General features: G+C 68.2%; 15 protein-coding genes and 2 pseudogenes. 9 read left to right on the top strand and 8 right to left on the bottom strand.

All coding sequences use genetic code 11. The features are described from left to right. Window positions 1-77 precede the first annotated feature (77 nt). Together ACW6W5_RS10275 and ACW6W5_RS10270 are read right to left on the bottom strand one after the other, a co-directional pair. A pseudogene (locus ACW6W5_RS10275) lies at window positions 78-2,506 on the bottom strand (putative bifunctional diguanylate cyclase/phosphodiesterase). A gap of 175 nt (window positions 2,507-2,681) precedes the next feature. Continuing rightward, the gene (locus ACW6W5_RS10270; RefSeq protein WP_121041421.1) at window positions 2,682-4,634 is read right to left on the bottom strand and encodes a DEAD/DEAH box helicase; all 1,953 of its coding nucleotides are present in this window, start codon (window positions 4,632-4,634) and stop codon (window positions 2,682-2,684) included. A gap of 267 nt (window positions 4,635-4,901) precedes the next feature. Between ACW6W5_RS10270 and ACW6W5_RS10265 the strand changes: the two genes are divergently transcribed. Continuing rightward, window positions 4,902-5,132 carry an RNA-binding S4 domain-containing protein gene (locus ACW6W5_RS10265; RefSeq protein WP_019184435.1) on the top strand — a complete coding sequence of 77 codons (231 nt, stop codon included), beginning with the start codon at window positions 4,902-4,904 and terminating at the stop codon, window positions 5,130-5,132. A gap of 15 nt (window positions 5,133-5,147) precedes the next feature. Here ACW6W5_RS10265 and ubiM read toward each other — a convergent pair whose 3' ends face one another. The 4 genes from ubiM to ACW6W5_RS10245 form a co-directional block, all read right to left on the bottom strand. After that, window positions 5,148-6,332, bottom strand: a complete 1,185-nt coding sequence (gene ubiM, locus ACW6W5_RS10260) for a 5-demethoxyubiquinol-8 5-hydroxylase UbiM (protein ID WP_152151706.1) — start codon at window positions 6,330-6,332, stop codon at window positions 5,148-5,150. Between the two features lie 89 nt (window positions 6,333-6,421). Further along, window positions 6,422-6,811 carry an MAPEG family protein gene (locus ACW6W5_RS10255; protein WP_121041417.1) on the bottom strand — a complete coding sequence of 130 codons (390 nt, stop codon included), beginning with the start codon at window positions 6,809-6,811 and terminating at the stop codon, window positions 6,422-6,424. 18 nt (window positions 6,812-6,829) lie between these two features. Continuing rightward, window positions 6,830-7,363, bottom strand: coding sequence for a DUF4019 domain-containing protein (locus ACW6W5_RS10250; protein WP_152151704.1), 534 nt, complete (start codon window positions 7,361-7,363; stop codon window positions 6,830-6,832). A gap of 60 nt (window positions 7,364-7,423) precedes the next feature. Then, on the bottom strand, window positions 7,424-8,566 hold the full coding sequence (locus tag ACW6W5_RS10245; protein WP_193222759.1) for a COG3904 family protein: 1,143 nt from the start codon (window positions 8,564-8,566) through the stop codon (window positions 7,424-7,426). A 176-nt stretch (window positions 8,567-8,742) separates the two neighbouring features. Here ACW6W5_RS10245 and ACW6W5_RS10240 point away from each other — a divergent pair. From ACW6W5_RS10240 to ACW6W5_RS10230, 3 genes and pseudogenes are all read left to right on the top strand, one after another. Further along, window positions 8,743-10,208 (top strand): annotated as a pseudogene (locus ACW6W5_RS10240) (AlkA N-terminal domain-containing protein). Further along, complete coding sequence (locus ACW6W5_RS10235; protein ID WP_121041409.1) at window positions 10,205-10,696, top strand: methylated-DNA--[protein]-cysteine S-methyltransferase; 492 nt, start codon at window positions 10,205-10,207, stop codon at window positions 10,694-10,696. The pseudogene ACW6W5_RS10240 and the gene ACW6W5_RS10235 overlap by 4 nt, the downstream one beginning before the upstream one ends. Window positions 10,697-10,771: 75 nt before the next feature. Beyond that, window positions 10,772-12,034, top strand: a complete 1,263-nt coding sequence (locus tag ACW6W5_RS10230) for an alkaline phosphatase family protein (protein ID WP_121041407.1) — start codon at window positions 10,772-10,774, stop codon at window positions 12,032-12,034. 70 nt (window positions 12,035-12,104) lie between these two features. Here ACW6W5_RS10230 and ACW6W5_RS10225 read toward each other — a convergent pair whose 3' ends face one another. Both ACW6W5_RS10225 and ACW6W5_RS10220 read right to left on the bottom strand, forming a co-directional pair. Continuing rightward, entirely contained in the window at window positions 12,105-12,287 is a 183-nt protein-coding gene (locus ACW6W5_RS10225; protein ID WP_019184443.1) for a 30S ribosomal protein THX, read from the bottom strand. Window positions 12,288-12,405: 118 nt separating this feature from the next. After that, on the bottom strand, window positions 12,406-12,819 hold the full coding sequence (locus ACW6W5_RS10220; RefSeq protein WP_121041406.1) for a MerC domain-containing protein: 414 nt from the start codon (window positions 12,817-12,819) through the stop codon (window positions 12,406-12,408). A 159-nt stretch (window positions 12,820-12,978) separates the two neighbouring features. Between ACW6W5_RS10220 and ACW6W5_RS10215 the strand changes: the two genes are divergently transcribed. The 5 genes from ACW6W5_RS10215 (at window position 12,979) to ACW6W5_RS10195 (ending at window position 19,311) form a co-directional block, all read left to right on the top strand. Further along, complete coding sequence (locus ACW6W5_RS10215; protein WP_152151702.1) at window positions 12,979-15,174, top strand: TonB-dependent receptor; 2,196 nt, start codon at window positions 12,979-12,981, stop codon at window positions 15,172-15,174. A gap of 115 nt (window positions 15,175-15,289) precedes the next feature. After that, complete coding sequence (locus ACW6W5_RS10210) at window positions 15,290-15,724, top strand: MarR family winged helix-turn-helix transcriptional regulator (RefSeq protein ID WP_152151700.1); 435 nt, start codon at window positions 15,290-15,292, stop codon at window positions 15,722-15,724. Further along, on the top strand, window positions 15,721-16,962 hold the full coding sequence (locus tag ACW6W5_RS10205; RefSeq protein ID WP_226956596.1) for an MFS transporter: 1,242 nt from the start codon (window positions 15,721-15,723) through the stop codon (window positions 16,960-16,962). The genes ACW6W5_RS10210 and ACW6W5_RS10205 overlap by 4 nt, the downstream gene beginning before the upstream one ends. 100 nt (window positions 16,963-17,062) lie before the next feature. After that, window positions 17,063-17,629: a TetR/AcrR family transcriptional regulator gene (locus ACW6W5_RS10200; RefSeq protein ID WP_121041399.1), complete on the top strand. Its 567-nt coding sequence runs from the start codon at window positions 17,063-17,065 to the stop codon at window positions 17,627-17,629. After that, window positions 17,626-19,311 (top strand): MFS transporter, encoded by a 1,686-nt coding sequence (locus ACW6W5_RS10195; protein WP_152151698.1) that lies wholly within the window; start codon window positions 17,626-17,628, stop codon window positions 19,309-19,311. Before ACW6W5_RS10200 ends, ACW6W5_RS10195 begins: the two co-directional genes overlap by 4 nt. Window positions 19,312-19,317 lie beyond the last annotated feature (6 nt).

Below are 19,317 nucleotides of genomic sequence, written 5' to 3'. Positions count from 1 at the left end.
TTGCTCACACCTGCGCCCTGCCCGCCCGTGTTCGTCCGCGCACACCGTGTCCGCAACCGTCGGCGGCGATTATCGCATCATGGCACGCCCCGCCAGGCCTCGGAGGGCCGGCCCGCGCCCACCGGCCGGATCGCCAGCTGGGTCATCCGCTCCAGCGGAATCGGCCGTTCGATCGCATACCCCTGCAGGCCCTCCACGCCCATCTGGGCCAGCTGATCGGCGACCACCGCCGATTCCACCCATTCGGCCACCACCATCATGTGCAGCTCGCGGCCGACCTCGGTGATCGCCCGCACGGCGGCACGGTTGACCGGATCCAGGTTCATGTCGCGCACGAATACGCCGTCGATCTTGAGCATGTCCGCCGGCAGTTGCCGCAGGTAGGCGAACGAGGACAGCCCCGAGCCGAAATCGTCCAGCGCCATGCGGCAGCCACGCGCTTTCACCGCGTCGATGAAGGCGCGTGCCTGATCCAGGTGCTGACCGCCGCGGTCTCGGTGATTTCAAAGCACAGCTTGCGCGCCAGGCCGCGGTTGCGTTCGAGCAGATCGGTGACGAAGGCCAGGAAGCTCGGCTCGGCGATCGACTGCGCGGACACGTTGACGTTGCACAGGCCCAGCTGCTGCACATGGCTCGGGCACACCTGCAGGTGCCGGAACAGCAGGGACAGCACATGCCGGTCCAGTGCCATGCCCATGCCGTATCGCTCCACCGCGCCCATGAACTCGGCCGGCCCCTGCAGCGCGCCTTCCGGGCTGCGCATGCGCACCAGCACTTCGTAATGCAGGAACTCCGGATCGCCGACCCGCTCGATGCGCTGTGCATACAACAGCATGCGGTTCTCGGCCATCGCGCTGGAGACATTGGCCAACCGCTCCGCTTCGCGCCGCCGCTCATCCAGTGCCATGCGGCTCTCGTTGTAGCAGTGCACCCGGTTGCGGCCGGCCTCCTTGGCCGCGTAGCAGGCACTATCGGCGGCGCTCATCAACCAGTTCACATCCGGCGCATCCGGGCTGATCTCAACCACCCCGATGCTGCAGCTCACCCGGGGTGCGCCGTCGCCCTGCTGGATGCTGACCTGGCCAAGCGTGCGCACCACCCGCTGCAGCACCTGCTTGGCTTCATCCTGCCCGGCATTGGCCAGGAACAAGGCGAACTCGTCGCCGCCCAGGCGGCCGACCCAGTCGCCATCACGCACCGCCCCCACCAGGTAATCGGCGAAGCTGCGCAGCAGCTGATCGCCGGCAGCGTGGCCGAGCCCGTCGTTGACCAGCTTGAAGTAGTCCAGATCGATGTAGCACAGCGAGTGGGTGCCGCCCTCGGCACGTACCGCCACCAGCGCCTGTTCGAGCAGCCGCTCGATCTCGCGGCGGTTGATGAGCCCGGTCAGCGGGTCGTGACTGGCGTGGTGCTCCACCTCGCGTGCCAGGGCATGGTTCTGCGAAACATCTTCCACCAGCGCGAACACCGCCGGCGCCCGCGCCCGGGTGTGCACCACGGTACCGCTCCAGCGCCCCCACATCAGGCTGCCGTCAGCGCGCAGGAAGCGCAGCTCGCCCGGGCGCAACTGGCGCGGCCAGTCGATCCGGCCGCGCTCGTCCAGGATCAGCTCGCCCTCCACCAGCAGATCGGCCAGCGACAGACTGAGCAGGGCCTCGCGGCGCTGGCCCAGGATATCGGCCATGGCCTGGTTGGCCTCCATGATGCCGCCGTCCTCATCCAGCTTGAGCATGCCCACCGTGGCCTGGTAGAACGCGGCGCGGAATCGGCTCTCCTGTTCGGTCAGGTCGTTGCGCACGCGGCGCGCCAGCAGCACCGCGACCAGGGTGATCGCCAGCACCGACAGGCCACCGACGATGAAGGTCGTCATGCGCACCATCGCCGCGGTGTGCAGCAACGCGCTGGAGAACGCACGCGCCTGGTTCTGCATGCCCACATCCAGCGCCTGCACCCGGCGCAGCAGGGCCTGCTGCACCGCCGGTGTCAGTGTGCCGGCGGCATGCCCGGCCTGGACCCGGTCGGTGATGGCCACCAGTTGCAGCAGATCGTCATCGGTGTCGCGCCACAGGCGTACCGCATCGCGGAAATACGGCTGATCGCGCAGGTAGCGATACGAGAGAATCAAACGGTTGATGTCGCCACGGGCGTTGCCGCCTTCAATGAAGCCCTGGCGTGCTGCGGCGATGTCCGGGTCGGCCTGCTCGAGGGCACGGCGGGCGGTGAGGTCGCCCAGTGGCACCCGCAGCGCCTGCCGGGTCGCGCCCAGGTCAACGGCATCACCCGAGGCGATGTACCGCGACAGCGCGTGAGTGGCCTGCTGCTGGCCGCGCGACCAGTGGCTCTGGCCCATGATCCATGCCGTGGAGGCGGCCTGCAGCTCCTGGATCACCGCGGAAATCCCGACCAGGCCGATGGCCATGCCGGTCAACAACACAAAGCGCAGGGTCAGCCCCCGCATCGAATACGGTATCGCGGTGCCGCCACTCTCCCTGCGACCTCCAGACATCGCCGATCCCCCCCGGGGCTGCGGATGTGGAAACTCATTCCATTGGAGCATGGTCCAATCCGCAGGCTAGGGCCAGCACTGTTGAGACGGTGCGAAACCGGCGGACCGGGACGCGGAGGCCGGATACGACGACGCCAGCCCGGAGGCTGGCGTCGCGTTGATCACCCTGGGGCGATCAGAAGTTGCGCGGACCGCGCGGCTTGAAGCCGTCACGACGCGGCGGGCGGTCGTTGCCGCCCGGGCCGCTGCGCGGGCCACCCGGACCGCCCGGACCACGCGGCTTGCCCTGGCCGAACTTCGGCTTGAACGGCGGACGCGCGGACGGGGTCAGGTCTTCACCCGGCTCGACCTTGCGCATCTGAAGCTGCTGGCCCGAGACCCACACCTTCTTCAGGTGGGTCAGCAGGTCCTGCGGCATTTCGGCCGGCAGGTCCAGCACCGAGAAGTCGTCATGGATGTCGATGCGGCCGATGAAACGGCTTTCCAGGCCAGCTTCGTTGGCGATCGCGCCGACGATGTTGCCCGGCTTCACGCCGTGGACGTGGCCCACTTCGATGCGGAAGGTTTCCATGCCCGGCTCGGCGGCACCGCGCGGGGCGATGTCACGGCGCGGGGCGCGCTCGGCGCCGCCTTCGCTGTTGCCGAAGTCGCCTTCCGGACGCGGCGGGCGCGGGCCACGGTCGTCTTCACGGCGCGGACCCCGCTCGAAGCGCGGCTCGAAACGGGCCGGGCGCTCGCCACGGTCGTTGCTGCGCTCGTTGCGCTGATGCGGGGCACGCTCTTCACGGGCACCACGGACCGGCGGGGTCAGCAGGAACGGCGAATCGCCCTGCAACAGCTTGGCCAGCGCGGCGGCGATCTCGATCGCCGGCACGTTCTTCTCGCCTTCCAGGCGCTGCAGCAGGTCGCGGTAGAACTCGGTGCCACCGGCATCGAGCACATCGCTGATGCGGCTCATGAACTTGGTGATGCGGGTGTCGTTGACCGCGTCCACGCTCGGCAGCTGCATCTCTTCGATGGGCTGGCGGGTGGCGCGCTCGATGGCACGCAGCATGCCCTTTTCGCGCGGGGTGGCGAACAGGATCGCGTCACCGGTGCGGCCGGCACGGCCGGTACGGCCGATGCGGTGCACATAGCTTTCGGTGTCGTACGGGATGTCGTAGTTCAGCACGTGGCTGATGCGCTCCACGTCCAGACCACGGGCGGCCACGTCGGTGGCGACCAGGATGTCCAGCTTGCCTTCCTTGAGCATGCCGATGGTGCGCTCGCGCTGGGCCTGCTGCATGTCGCCGTTGATGGCGGCCGCGGCCAGGCCGCGCGCCTGCAGCTTCTCGGCCAGCTCTTCAGTGGCTGCCTTGGTACGCGAGAAGATGATCATCGCGTCGAACGGTTCCACTTCCAGGATACGGGTCAGCGCGTCCAGCTTGTGCATGCCGCTCACCCACCAGTAACGCTGGCGGATGTTGGCCGAGGTCGTCGTCTTGCTGACGATGGTGACTTCGGCCGGGTTCTTCAGGTAGGTCTGCGCGATGCGGCGGATCTGCGAGGGCATGGTGGCCGAGAACAGGGCGACCTGGCGGGTCTCCGGCAGCTTCTTCAGCACGGCTTCGACGTCGTCGATGAAGCCCATGCGCAGCATTTCGTCGGCTTCGTCGAGCACCAGCGTCTTCAGCTCGGACAGATCCAGGGTGCCGCGCTCGAGGTGATCGATCACGCGGCCCGGGGTGCCGACGATGACGTGCACGCCACGACGCAGGGCCGACAACTGCTGGCCATAGGGCTGGCCGCCGTACACCGGCAGGACGCGGAAGCCGGGGATGCCGGAGGAATAGGTCTGGAACGCCTCGGCGACCTGGATGGCCAGTTCGCGGGTGGGCGCCAGCACCAGCACCTGCGGCTTGGTCTGGTTGAAATCGAGGTTGGACAGCACCGGCAGCGCGAAGGCGGCGGTCTTGCCGGTACCGGTCTGGGCCTGGCCGAGCACGTCACGGCCTTCCAGCATCGCCGGAATGGTGGCGGCCTGGATCGGCGACGGGGTTTCGTAACCGACGGTGGCGACGGCCTGCATCACAGCGTCGGACAGGCCGAGATCTGCAAACAGCAGCGGCGCGGGGGATTCTTGGGACATGGGAAACTCCGAAACACCGCCGTTCTAGAGGGCAGTGAGATAAAAAAGGGGGATGGTCCGCGCTTTGGGCGCCCTTTCTTATCGCGTGCCCTGGCGCTGCTCGGTCGGAGGAGAATTCACTCACTCAGGGGGCGATGATACCGCATCGTTCCTGAACAACGCATACAGATTCCCGGATGGATGCCGTTGCGCCGCCGGCTGGCGCACAATACGCGCCCTTTCCCGGCCCGGCCCCACGTCCGCGCCTCTTCCCAGGATACCCGCTCCATGCAGACCCTCGAATTTGAACTGGACCGCGACTACGTCGAGCTCAAGCAGCTGCTCAAGCTGGCCGACCTGGTCACCAGCGGCGGCGAGGCCAAGACCGTGATCGGCGACGGCCAGGTGCTGGTCGATGGTGAAGTGGAACTGCGCAAGGCATGCAAGATCCGCGCGGGCCAGCAGGTACAGTTCGCCGACACGGTCATTCACGTGATCGCCGACAGCGACGCGCCCTGATCTTCCCGGCCGGACTCAGCGCAGTGTATCGCGCTGGGTCAGATGGGCGGTGATCAGCTGGCGGAACGGGGCCACCCCGTGCGCCAGCCGCAGTCCGGCCCGGCGCAGCAGCCGCGCCGGCAGGCGGTCATCGGTGTACAGCGAAGCGATCGCATTGGTCGCCTCGTAAAGCGGCCGCGAGGCCAGCCGGTGCCCGCGCTCGTAAGCGGCCAGCCCGGCGGGTGCGGCGATGTCGCGTCCCTGCCCTGCGGCCTTGCGCAGGAGCCCGGCCAGTCGATGCTGGCTCTGCAACCCCAGATTGAAGCCATGCGCGGTGACCGGATGCATGCCGACGGCGGCATCGCCGATCAACGCACAGCGATCGCCGGCGAACGCGTTGGCATACACCCCCACGAGGGGATACGCCACCGGCGTGGCCACCGGCCGCATCGCGCCCAGCCGATGCTCGAAAAAGCCACTGATGCTGCGGCCGAAGTCGGCCTCGTCCTGGCCCATCAAGGCCGCGATCTGACGGGGCGGCAGCGTGATGACGGCCGAGGCCTGGTCGCCATTGAGGGGCAGCAGGGCCATCGTGCGCCCATACCCGAACCACTCCCAGGCGGTGTGCTGGTGCGGCACCTCGATCTGCATGCGGCAGACCAGCATGGATTTGCCGAAATCACGCAGCTGCGCGCCAATCCCCAGCAGGCGGCGGGTGGAGGAGAAGCGGCTGTCGGCAGCGACCACCAGCCGCGCGGCCAGCTGGCGGCCATCGGCCAGGGTCACCACGCTGTGGGCCGGGCCCGGGCTCACGGCCGTGACGCTGGCCTGGTCCAGGATTTCCAGACCGGCCTGGCCCTGCACGCTCTGCCAGGCGGCGCGACGGATCAGATGGTTGGGCACCAGCCAGCCGAGGTCGTCCCCGGTGCGCTGGTGCGCGGCGAAGGTCAGCGCGAACGGCGAGCCGCCATCCATCACCTTGGCATCGCGCAACGGGGAAATCTCGGCGGGATCCAGCTGCGCCCACAGCCCCAGCGATGCCAGGATCTGGCGGGAGGCATGGGTCAGCGCGATCTCACGGCCGTCGAAGGCGGCCTGCGCCAACGCGGCACGCGGCTGCTGTTCGATCAGGGTGACGCTCAGGCCGGTATCGGCCAGGGCGCGCGCGAAGCACAGCCCAGTCGGGCCGGCGCCCACCACCACCACATCCACTGACTGCATGATCCCATCCTGCCGTTGCGTGTCCAGCGCAGCTTAACGCCGCAGCGCCGGCGCCGTCCTTGATCTGGATCAGGTGCGCCAGCGCGGGTTCACAGCAACGCCCACAGCAGCATCACGATGCCCAGCAGCGACACCAGCCACACCAGGCTGCGCACATACGGCACGCCGGCGGCGTACAGCGGCAGATAGATCAGCCGCGCCCAGAAGTACAGCTGCACGGCCACGGCCGTCATCCCGTCCTGGCGCTGGGTCAGCACCACCGCCAGCACCGCGGCGGCGAAGAAGGGGAAGGTTTCCATGAAGTTGCTCTGCGCCCGCTGCAGGCGGCCAGCCAGCGGACTCGGCGCCGGCATCGGCTGATCGCGCGCGGAGGCATTCCAGCCGATCCCGCGCTCGCGGGTGATCAACGTGGAAGGTGCAAACACGTGCACGAGGCCGAGCACCATCGACCACACCAGCATCTGGATCTCGATACTCATCTGCGCAGTCTCCGGCGATCAGGGGGTGGCGGCACGCACGCTGTAACCGGCCAGGCGCCAGACGCGGTCTTCGTCGAACCGGAAGGACACCAGTTCGCGCACCGGCTGGGCACTGTTGGCAAAGCGCGTGGGGAAACTGACGTTGATGTACAGGCCTTCCGGGACGGTCGCCCCGGCGGCGTACTTGACCCGGGTCACCACCGGCTGGCCACGCGAGGCCAGCGCGCCAAGGCGCTGACGATCGGCGGTGAGCTGGCTGACAAAGGCCTGCTCGGTCACTGACTTCTTCGCCACGGCCGAAGCGCCTTTCCATGCCTCGCCGGCACGGTTGGCATCGACCAGCTTCGCGACCTGCAATGCAGCAGCGGTCATTTCCGCATCCTGCTTCTGCACCTGCGCCTGCTGCGCCGGGCTGAGTGCCGGGCGGGCGGCAGGCGCGGCGGCAGGCGCGGGGCGCGCCGGGGCCGGTGCAGGCGTGGCCGGCGGCGGTGGCGTCTGGGCCAGCGCGGCGAAAGGCAGCAGAGCGGACAACAGCAGCAGCGGAACACGCATCAGGACACCGTTGGCTGGAAGAACTGCGCCCCAGTCTACGGGAAGGGCGTGAGTCCTCCGTCAGTTGCGCTCGGCCGCCTCGGCCGGCGCCGGCCGGGCATCGCCCAGGGTCTGCTCCACGGCATCCGGCTGACCGGGCGCGGTGGTGGCCGGCAGCAGCGTGGAGACATCGATCTCCGACAGCGGGCTCTCGTCCGGGCAGGTTTCATCCGGGAAACCGAAGCGCTGCTTCAGAGCCTGCCCACAGCTGTTGACGGCCTCCAATTCACTGCCTTCGCGCTTGCACTCCTGATCGAAAGCGACCAGGAACGCATCCTTGCGGCGGACGAACGCATCGCCGCACTTGCGCATCTGCTTGATCCGTTCCAGGTCATCCTGCACCGCGTTGGTGCCATCCAGCCCGAACTGACGCAGCTCCTCGGCGGTGAGCAGGCGCAGGCTGCGGTTGGGCACGGTCATCATCAGATCGGCTACGCCCACGGCCACGCCGTTGCGCTGCAGGTAATCCTTGACGTTGTCGTACACCTCATGAAGTTCGCGGTTGAGCTCGGCACGCGAGGTGGCCTTGGAGCTGATGCGCATCATGCGGTGGATGCCGACCTTGCCCGATACCAGCCGGTTGTCGCCGGCAGCCAGCACGAACACGCAGGCGCTGTGGCAGACCGAGCCTTCGCGCACCCAGATGGTCCAGTTGGATTCGCCGATGCGATCCCCCGCCACGATGGCGGCTTCGACCTGGCCACCACTGGAATCCAGATCGAGAATGCGCCGGGAAATACGCTGCGCATCGGCGACCACGGCCAGCCGCGCGACCAGCTCGGAGAAACCGGGATTAATCTTGCCCACATAGCGCACGCGCAGCAGGCCACGTTCGGCGCACGGCTGCAGCGCGGCATCGATGCTGGCCCGATCAAGCGCCTCCAGCGGCGCACCATCGCCCGCGTCGCCGGCATAGTCGGTATCGCAGCTGATCCACGCCTTGCCGTTTTCCAGGGCCGCGTCCGGCCAGCGCAGGTCACCGCGCTTGGGCGCGGGCGGTGGCGGTGGCGGCGCATCGGCCGCGTTGATCGAGACCATGTGGTCGCCATCGGCGGTCTGTGCCCGCACGGCCTTGTCGGCGGCGGTGACATTGCCCGGGTTTTCCAGCTGGCTGCAACCGGCCAGACCCAGACACAACAACGGCAACCACCACGACTTGAGCAACATGGACAACCCGGAATCCTTGCGAGGGGGAATGCGCGGCAAAACCAGCGCAGAGGCACAGTCTAGTGCGCGACCGGCGCGGCGCGGCAACCTGTCCTGAACCGGGCGACCCGGGGCTGGTATTGGCGTCCGAAAATGGCGAGCCAGCACTGCTCACCGGGCATAGACTGGCCCCCATGGAGACCGCCCTGCCCCTGGACCACGCCGCCTGCGAAAGCGCCCGCCTTGCCCGCGATGCGCGCTTTGACGGGGTGTTCTTCACTGCCGTGCGCAGTACCGGCATCTACTGCCGACCGGTCTGCCCGGCACCGACGCCGAAGCCGTCCAACGTCACTTACTACCCCACGGCTGCCGCAGCCGCGGCCGCGGGTTTTCGTCCCTGCCTGCGCTGCCGCCCCGAGTTGGCCCCCGAGGCGCAGGACGCACTCAACAATGAAACGCTGCAGCGCGCGCTCGCCCTGATCCACGATGGCTATCTGCAGGACCAGCCGGTCGCCGATCTGGCCACCCACGTCGGCTTGAGCGCCCGCCAGCTGCAGCGCCTGTTCGTGGCCCGGCTCGGTGCGGCGCCGGCGCAGATCCACGCCACCCGCCGGCTGTTGTTGGCCAAGCAACTGCTCACCGAAACCGCCTTGCCGGTCACCGATGTCGCGATGGCCTCGGGGTACAACAGCCTGCGCCGTTTCAACGCGGCCTTTCTGGATGGCTGCGGGATGCCCCCGACCGCGATCCGCCGCCAGCGCGGCACGCTGACCGAGGGCGCACTGACCCTGCGCCTGGGCTACCGGCCGCCGCTGGATTTCACCGCGATGCTCGGCTTCCTGCGCCGCCGCGCCATTCCCGGCATCGAGCAGATCGACACGGACAGCTACCAGCGCGTGATCGGGCCGCCCGAGCGCCCCTCACTGCTGCGCGTGACCGCCGATCCACGGCGCCCGGAGCTGTTGCTGCACCTGGGCCAGGTCGATCCGCGTGCGATTCCGGGCATCGTGCGCCGCGTACGCCGCATCTTCGATCTCGATGCCGACCTGCGCATGGTCCACGCGACGCTGGCGCAGGAACCACTGCTGGCGACGGGTATCGCACAACGCCCGGGCTGCGCGTACCCGGCGGCTGGGATGGCTTTGAAGTGGCCGTGCGCGCGGTGCTTGGCCAACAGGTCAGCGTGGCGGCCGCCGCCACGCTGGCACGCCGGGTGGTGGACCGCTTCGGCGCCACCCTGGAGGGCATGCCGGAGGGACTGGACCGTCAGTTCCCCTTGCCGGAGGTGCTGGCACAGGCACCGCTGGAAACCATCGGGCTGCCGCGCACCCGCGCGGCCACCGTGCGTGCGGTTGCGCAGGCCGTGGTCGATGGCCGGCTCGATTTCCGCGCCGGCCAGTCGCTGGCTGGTTTCGTGGCGCGCTGCGTCGCCTTGCCCGGCATCGGCCCATGGACCGCGCATTACATGGCACTGCGTGCGCTGGCGCTGCCCGATGCGTTCCCGGCCGGCGATCTGGTGCTGCAGCAGGTGCTCGGTGGTGATATGCGACTGAGCGAACGCGCCACCGAGGCCCGCTCGCAGCCGTGGCGACCGTGGCGTGCCTACGCCGTTCTGCATCTGTGGCATCTGGCCACACCGTCTTCGGGAGTTACCTCATGACCCTGCTCTACGACACCTTCGACAGCCCGATCGGCGCGCTCACCGTGGCCGGTGACAGCCAGGGCATCCACCACATCCTGTTCGAGAACAACCGTTACGACGCCAAAGGGCGCGAACACTGGCAACGCGACGCCCATGCACTGCGGGACGCACGCGGACAACTGCTGGAGTACCTGCGCGGTGAGCGCGTGCGCTTCGATCTCCCGCTTGCCCCATACGGCACGCCGTTCCAGCTGCGGGTGTGGAAGGCGCTGGCCGATATTCCGTTCGGCCAGACCTGGAGTTACGTGGCACTGGCGCGGCACATCAACCACCCCACCGCCAGCCGCGCGGTCGGTGCCGCCAATGGCCGCAATCCACTGCCGATCGTGCTGCCCTGCCACCGCGTGATCGGCAGCAGTGGTGCGCTCACCGGCTTCGGTGGTGGCCTGGAAGCCAAGGCTGCGCTGCTGCAACTGGAAGCACGGCACGATTCGCTGTTCGCGTAACCGGGCATACGCCGTGGGGTGGCGTATGCCATCGGTTGTCTTCGACGCGTCACCGCCACGCACTATCATGTCGTGATGATTTCCGTCCGCCTTCCACTGGCGCTTGCCGCCGCTCTTTCGCTGGCCGCGTGCGCGACCGCACCCTCCACTCCACCTGACGCCGTCGCGGCGACTGCTGTCCCGACGGCGCCAGCCACTACGCCCAAACTGTTGCTGGTCTCCATCGACGGCCTGCGTGCGGACATGCTCGACCGCGGCCTCAGCCCCAACCTGTCGCGGATCATCGCCGGCGGCGTGCGTGCGGACTGGATGACGCCCTCATACCCGGCGCTGACCTTCCCCAACCACTACACGATCGTGACCGGGCTGCGTCCGGACCACCACGGCATCATCCACAACAGCATGGAAGAAGCCGAACTGGGCAGCTTCCGCCTGCATCTGCGCGAGGCCGTCACCGATGCCCGTTGGTGGGGTGGCGAACCGATCTGGGTGGGCGCTGAAAAAGCCGGCGTGCATACCGCGACCCTGTCCTGGCCCGGCAGCGAAGCGGCCATCCAGGGCGTGCGGCCCAGCCAATGGCGGGTGTACGACAGCACGGTGACCCTGCCTGACCGTGTCGATCAGGTGTTGAGCTGGCTCGGCCAGACCGACGCGCAGGCACCACGCCTGGTCACCCTGTACATGGAACAGGTGGATCACGCCGGGCATGACCACGGCCCGGAGTCCTCCGAATACGCCGCCGCCATCGGCGAGGTCGACACCGCGATCGGCCGCCTGTTGGACGGGCTGCAGGCACGCGGTCTGGCCGACAGCACCAATCTCATCGTGGTATCCGACCACGGCATGGCCAGCGTGCCCGAGGGCCAGGTCATCGCCACCGAAGACATGGTCGATCCGTCGATCGCCAAGGACGTATCGGTCGGCCAGTCAGTCGGCTTCGCGCCGTTGCCGGGCAAGCAACGCCAGGCCGAGAAGATCCTGCTCGGTGCGCACGCACACTACGACTGCTGGCGCCGCGAGGCCCTGCCGGCGCGCTGGGCATACGGCCGCCATCCGCGCATTCCGCCGATCCTGTGCCAGATGCACGAAGGCTGGGATGCGTTGACCCGCGACCGCATCGCCACACGCAAACCCGGCAACCGCGGTTCGCACGGTTACGACAACGCACTGCCCTCGATGCGCGCGGTGTTCATTGCCCGTGGGCCGTCGTTCCAGCAGGGGAAAACCCTGCCCGGGTTCGACAACGTGGATGTCTATCCCCTGCTGACCCGTCTGCTGGGTGTCCCGGCCGCCCCCAACGATGGCGATCCGGACCGCCTGCTCCCCGCATTGCGCTGAGGCGATCCCGTCGCGCAGGCAAAAAAAAACGCGGCGCAAGCGCCGCGTTTTCATGACCTGCCTGGCTGGATCAGCCGGCCTTGGCCACCGCTTTCTTGGCAACGGCCTTCTTGGCCGGCGCCTTCGTCACGGTCTTCTTGGCAACCGGCGCAGCTGCGCCCACGGCCGCCTTGCTCACGACGTGCGAACGCGAATTGCCGTAGCTGGCATTGAAGCGCTTGCCCTTGGCGGTCTTGCGGTCACCCTTACCCATGTCGTAACTCCTTAGTCTGAATGCTGCGAAATCTGATTACCCCGTACTGACACGGGTTCGGCGGGGCCGCCCTCTCAGGCGCCCCCGCGCACGATCGGAAAGCCTACCATGCGCGCTCTCAATGAGCACAGCTGGCGTCATGGACGTGGCCGTGGTTCAGGCGCAGATTCACCAGATGGGCCACGCCAACCAGCACGCCGCCCAAGGTCATCACCACCGCATGCGGCACCGCCGAGTGGTGCAGCGGGCCGTACAACAGGCCCGCCCACAACGCGGTCAGGCCCGGGATCAGGAAGCCCAGCGCGCGCAGCGCGCCATGGCGGCGCCAGCCCCAGACCAGGCTGAACAGGCCCAGCAGGGTGACGAAACTCACCAGCGCCAGCTCCACGCCGTCACTCATCCAGACCGACAGACCCAGCGACGGCGCAGCCGCCAGCAGCACCGGGAGCACAGCGCAATGCACGGCGCACAGCAGCGAGCCGGTGGCACCGAAACGATCCAGCAGATGGCGAACACGAGCGAACAGGGGCATGACTTCCAGCAGGGTCGGCGAAGCGTTATGGAATAATATAACATCAATCCTGACGCGCACCCTTGCCTCCCCCCTGACTTCCCTTCCCCCCGTCCCGTTACGGGATTCGCGCGCCCCACCATTGATATATTGTAACAATTGACCGAAGGCCCTTGCCCTATGTGCTCCAGCTCCCTCCTGCTCAAACCCCACGCCCTGTCCCTGGCCCTTGCCGCCGCGATGCTGCCCTCGCTGGCCATGGCCGCCGATGATGCCGGCAACCACCGCGACCGCCACCTGACCGAGCTCTCCACCGTGAAGGTCACCGCCTCGCCGCTGCAGGGCGATGCCGAATCGCTGGCCCGCCCGGTGGATGTGCTGGCCGGTGAGCGCCTGGACGAGCAGAAGGCCGGCACCCTCGGCGACACCGTGGCCAAGCTGCCCGGCGTGCAGAGCACCTTCTTCGGCCCCGGCGTCGGCCGCCCGATCATCCGCGGCCAGGAAGGGCCACGCGTGGCAGTGCTGTCCAACGGCATGGGCAACATGGATGCCTCCACCGTCAGCGCCGACCATGCCACCAGCATCGAGCCGTTCCTGGCCGATCAGATCGAGGTCCTGAAGGGCCCGGCCACCCTGCTGTTCGGCAGCGGTGCGATCGGCGGCGCGGTCAACGTGGTCGACGGCCGCATCGCCCGCGAACTGCCGGACCGTCCGCTCAGCGGCCGCGCCGAACTGCGCGGCAATTCGGTCAACGACGAGCGCAGCGGCATGTTCCGCCTGGACGGTGTCAGCGGCAACGTGGTGCTGCATGTGGACGGTCTGGTCCGCAACGGCGATGACTACCGCATTCCCGGCTACGCGGTGATCGATGGCCTGGAAGATCACAGCGGCCACGATCACGAGGAAGGCGACACCGACGAACCGCGCCGCGGCCGTCTGGACAACAGTTCGGTCCGCACCCGCGCCGGCGGCGTCGGTGCCACATGGCTGGGCGACGAAGGCTACTTCGGTGTGTCCGCCAGCACCTACCGCACCAACTACGGCATTCCCAACGGCGCGCACGTGCATGCCGACGACGACCATGGTCATGACCACGATCACGACCATGGCGACGAGGAAGAAGGCGACGAGCATGACGTCCGCATCGACATGGTGCAGAACCGCTTCGAAGCCAAGGGCGGCATCTACCAGCCCACCTCGTTCCTGAAGAACATCAGCCTGCGCACCGCCTACACCGATTACGAGCACACCGAACTCGAAGCCGGCACGCCCGCCACGCGCTTCACCAACCGGGGCATCGAAGGCCGCCTGGAAGCGGTGCAGGAACAGATCGGCGGCTGGGATGGCGCCTTCGGCCTGCAGTTCGGCAACAGCGACTTCGGCGCCAAGGGCGAAGAAGCCTTCGTGCCGGATACCGCGACCAAGAACATCGGCCTGTTCGTATTGCAGGAAAAGCAGTTCGGCCCGTTCAAGCTGGAGCTCGGCGGCCGCCATGACCAGGTCAAGCTGGACCCGACCGGTGATTACCGCGCCCGCACGTTCGGCGCCACCAATCTCTCCGCCGCCGGTATCTGGACGCTCAACGACGCCGTCGACCTGCGCTTCGGCATCGACAGCTCCGAGCGCGCCCCGACCAACGAAGAGCTCTACGCCGCCGGCGCGCACATCGCCACCCGCTCGCTGGAGATCGGCGATGCGAACCTGAAGACCGAACGCGGCCAGCGCGTCGAGCTGGGCATCCACACCCACAGCGAGCGCGTCGATTTCTCCGCCTCCATCTACCAGACCAGGTTCAAGGACTTCATCTACCTGGCCGACACCGGCGTGGTCGAATCGCTGCCGGTCCGCCTGTGGACCCAGCAGGACGCCACCTTCAAGGGGGCCGAAGCCGAAGCGCTGTTCCATCTCTTTGAAGGCAACGCTGGCGATTGGGACCTGCGCGTGTTCGGCGATTACGTCAACGCCGAACTGGATGGCAGCGGCAGCCGCAGCGTCGACATCGCCGTCCCGCACGGCGACCACAACCACAACTACACGGTGGATCTGGCCAACACCGGCTACCTGCCACGCATCGCCCCGGGCCGGGTCGGCGCGGACCTGCGCTGGGCCAAGGATGGCTGGCGCGCCTCGGTCGGTGCCGTGCGCTACAGCAGCCAGAAGGACGTCGCCCAGAATGAAGAGCCGAGCAACGGCTACACCCTGGTCGACGCCCACGTCGCCTACCGCTGGGACCGGACCGACAGCAACAGCTACGAAGTCTTCCTGGACGGCAGCAACCTGACCAACCGCGAGGTCCGCCCGCACACCTCCCTGCTGCGCGACTACTCCCCGCTGCCGGGCCGCGGCGTGGCATTCGGGATCCGCGCGTACTTCTGATCGATTCACTGGGTGGTTGCTTGACCCGAGGGGGCCGAAAGGCCCCCTTTTTTTGTGCTTGACGAACTACGTGCATATGCACGTATCATCCAGCCACCCACCCCGGCACACGCCCATGGACCCGCTGACCCAGAGCCCCTGCACCTGCTTCCGCCTGCGTCGCGCGGCACGCCGGCTCTCGCAGATCTATGACGCCCACCTCGCCCCCGCCGGGCTCAGCCTCAACGCCTACTCCATCCTGCGTCGCGCCCCCGCACCGCGGCAACTGGGCGATCTGGCCGAGGCGCTTGGCATGGACCGCACCACGCTCACCCGCAACCTCAAACCGCTGCTCACCGCCGGCTGGCTTGAACAACGCCGCGGTGATGACGCCCGGCAACGCCTGATCGTCATCACCGCTGCCGGCAAGGCCTGCCTTCGTCGCGCGCGCCCCCTGTGGCAACGGGCGCAACAGGAAGTGGAAACCACCTTCGGGCCCACGCCGACCGCCCGGCTCAACGCCCTGCTCGACCAACTCGACCACGCCCTGCCCACCGGAGCCGACGCATGAGTACGTCAACCACTGCTACCCGCGCACCCGCCATGCACTGGGGCCTGCTGGTCGCCGCCTCCGCCATCCTCATGGTCACCATGGGCGTGCGCCAGACCTCCGGCCTCTACGTGGACCCGATCCACCGCGGCACCGGCGTGAGCATCGTCGAGATCAGCTTCGCACTGGCCGTCGGCCAATTCGTCTGGGGCGCGGTGCAACCCGTGTTCGGGGCCATCGCCGACCAGCGCGGCGCGTTGCCCGTGCTCATCTTCGGTGCCCTGCTGCTCGCGGCCGGGCTGCTGCTCGCACCGCTGCTGACCAGCCCGCTGGGCATGACCTTCACCCTCGGCCTGCTGATGGCCGCCGGTGCCGGCGCCGGCAGTTTCTCCGTGCTGATCGGCGCGACCGCCCACCGCCTGCCGGCCGAAAAGCGCTCGTTCGCCGCCGGCCTCATCAATGCCGGCGGCTCGCTGGGCCAGTTCGTGTTCGCGCCACTGGTCCAATGGATCATCGGCACCGCCGGCTGGGCGCGGGCCATGATCACCATGGCAGTGATCACTTTGCTCTCGGTGCCGCTGGCCTGGCCGCTGCGACGTCGCGCGGGCGACCATGCGCCCACCGCCGGCGCCACCGATGACGGCGGTCTGCCCGCACAGCTGCGCATCGCCGCACGCGATCGTAGCTATTGGTACCTGCATCTGGGCTTCTTCACCTGCGGCCTGCACATCGCCTTCCTGGTCACCCATCTCCCCGGCGAAATCGCGCTGTGCGGGCTCTCGCCCACCGTCGCCTCGTCCTCCATCGCGCTGATTGGCCTGTTCAACGTCGCCGGCAGCCTGATCATCGGCGCCCTCGGCCAGCGCTACCGTATGAAGTACCTGCTGTTCTGGATGTACGCCAGCCGCGCCGTGATGATCGGGGTCTACCTCGTTGCGCCGCCTACCCCGCTCACCTTCTACGTGTTCTCCGCCGCGCTCGGCTTTACCTGGCTGGCGACCGTTCCGCCCACCGCCGGGCTGGTCGGCAAGCTGTTCGGCCCGCGCTACCTCGGCACCCTGTTCGGCCTGACCCTGCTCTCGCACCAGTTGGGCGGTTTCTTTGGTGCATGGCTCGGCGGCCTGGCGCTGGCGCACACCGGCAACTACCTGTGGATGTGGTACGCCGACATGGGCCTGGCCGTGCTCGCCGCGCTGATCAATCTGCCCATCCGCGAAGCCCGGATGGGCGGCTGTCACGGCGTGCCCGCGCCGCGCTGAGCTCACCCGCCCTCGACATTGCCCAGCGCGCGCCAACCGCGGTGCGCTGAAAGCGACGCAGGCCCTTTCCCGCCGGACAGTTCTGTCCGATGATGCGCGTATGCCTACCCAACGTGCCGACGCGGCCGCCCGCCGCGCCCAGATCCTCGACGCTGCCGATGCCGTGTTCGGTCAGCATGGCGTGACCGCCCCGCTGGACCTGGTGGTCGAGCGTGCCCAGGTCGGCCGGGCCACGCTGTACCGCAACTTCCCTGACCGCGCCGCACTGGTCGAGGCGCTGCTCCAGCGCACGGTCAACCGCATTGCGCGGCAGGTGCAGACCCTCGGCGACCGCGACGACGCATTGTTCGACGTCCTCGAAGGCATGGCCAACCGCATCGTCCAATCGCCTGCCCTCTCCGATTACTGGCGCGCGGTCGATCCTGATCAGATCCCGATCCGCGCCGCCCGCGAAACGATCGTCGAACTGCTGCGCGAACCGATCGCCCGCGCGATCGCCGCCGGCCTGTGCCGCCCCGATCTGGAAACGACGGACATTTCACTCATCTCAGGCATGCTGGGAGCCGCGCTGCGTGGCAAGACGCGTGACGAACGCGCCCGGCTGGCCACGCGCGCCCTGCAATTGCTGCGTGGCGGATTGCGGGGGCCTGCCGACGGGGAGGGATGATGCCGCAGTACCTCAAGCCGGTTCCGGACTGGGAGGAGCACGAAAAACCGACCCTGCCGGGCTCGGCGTCGATGCCGTGGCATCCGCCGCACCGCCGCCTCGCCTACGCCCTGGTCGCGCTGCTGGTCGGCATCACCGGCGGCCTGGGCAATGCCCTGGTCAGCGCCAACCTGCCGTTCCTGCAGGGCCAGCTCGGGCTCACTCCGGCGCAGGGCAGCTGGCTGGTGGCCGCCTATGCGATGGTCAACGTGACCGCCAACCTGCTCGCCTTCAAGTTCCGCCAGCAATACGGCATCCGCCTGTTCGCCGAGATCGGGCTGGGCCTGTACGCCGCGCTGGCGGTGCTGCATCTGTTCGTCGGCACCTTCGAAACCACCGTGCTGATGCGCGCGGCCAGCGGCTTCGCCGGTGCCGCCTGCAGCACCCTGGGCACGCTGTACATGCTGCAGTCGCTGCCGCGCAAATACACCGGCAACCTGCTGGTGATCGGCGTGGGCATCTCCCAACTTGCGGTACCGATCGCGTGGCTGGTCTCGCCGGGCCTGGTCGACACCGGGCAGTGGCACAACCTGTATCTGTTCGAGGCCGGGCTGGCGCTGTGCGCGTTCGCCGCCGTGGTGGTGCTCAAGCTGCCGCCGGGGGCGCAGATCAAGGCGTTCGAACCGCTCGACTTCCTCACCTTCGCGCTGCTCGCCCCTGCCGTCGGCCTGCTGGTGGTCGTGCTGGCGCAGGGCTACACCCGCTGGTGGCTGGATACGCCGTGGCTGGGCTGGGCGCTGGTCGCCTCGATCGCGCTGTCCACCACCGGCTTCATCATCGAGCACTACCGCCGCAACCCGTTGCTGCAGACGCGTTGGCTGGCCAGCCTGCCGGTGATCCACTTCATCATCGGTGCGTTCCTGATCCGCTTCCTGACCACCGAGCAGTCCTATGGCGTGGTCGGCCTGATGCGTACGCTCGGGATGGGCCCGGACCAGATGCGCCCGTTGTTCGCGGTGATCCTGGCCGGCGTGATCACCGGCATGGCCGCCAGCTCGCTCACCTTCGGCCCGAAGCGACTCATTCCGCAGTTGTTGATGGCCATCCTGCTGCTGGGCAGCGCGGCCCTGCTCGACCAGAGCCGCACCAGCCTGGATCGCCCGCACGACTTCTTCGCCAGCCAGTTCCTGGCGTCCGTCGGCGCCGGCATGTTCATGGGGCCGCTGATCATGCTCGGCATCACCCAGGCGCTGAAGCAGGGCGTGGACCACATGATCACCTTCCTGGTCACGCTCTCCATCACCCAGACCCTGGGTGGCCTGGCCGGCTCGGCCGTGCTGGGCACGTACCAGCTGCACCGCGAGCAGGTGTACTCCGGTGCGCTGGTGAGCCAGCTGGATCCGGCTGACAACGTGGTTGCCCAGCGCTTGAAACAGCAACAGCAGCTTTACGCCAGGCTGATCACCGACCCGGTGCAGCGCAGCGCGCAGGGCACCGCGCAGCTGGCGCAGATCACCCGTCGCGAAGCCAACGTGCGCGCGTTCAATGACGTGTTCGCGCTCAGCGGCCGCGTGGCGCTGGTCTTCCTTGGCTGGTTGCTGCTGCTGGCGGTGCGCACCGCCGTGCTCAAGCAGTGGCGCAAACGCCACGCGCCGACACCTCCCCTTTCCGCGCCGACGCCCGCCAGCGTCGCGCCCCGATGAGCCCGC

The organism is Stenotrophomonas sp. IS26 (assembly GCF_054188265.1).
Note: the sequence above shows the minus strand (reverse complement) of the source record. Positions and strands in the feature narration are given on the sequence as shown.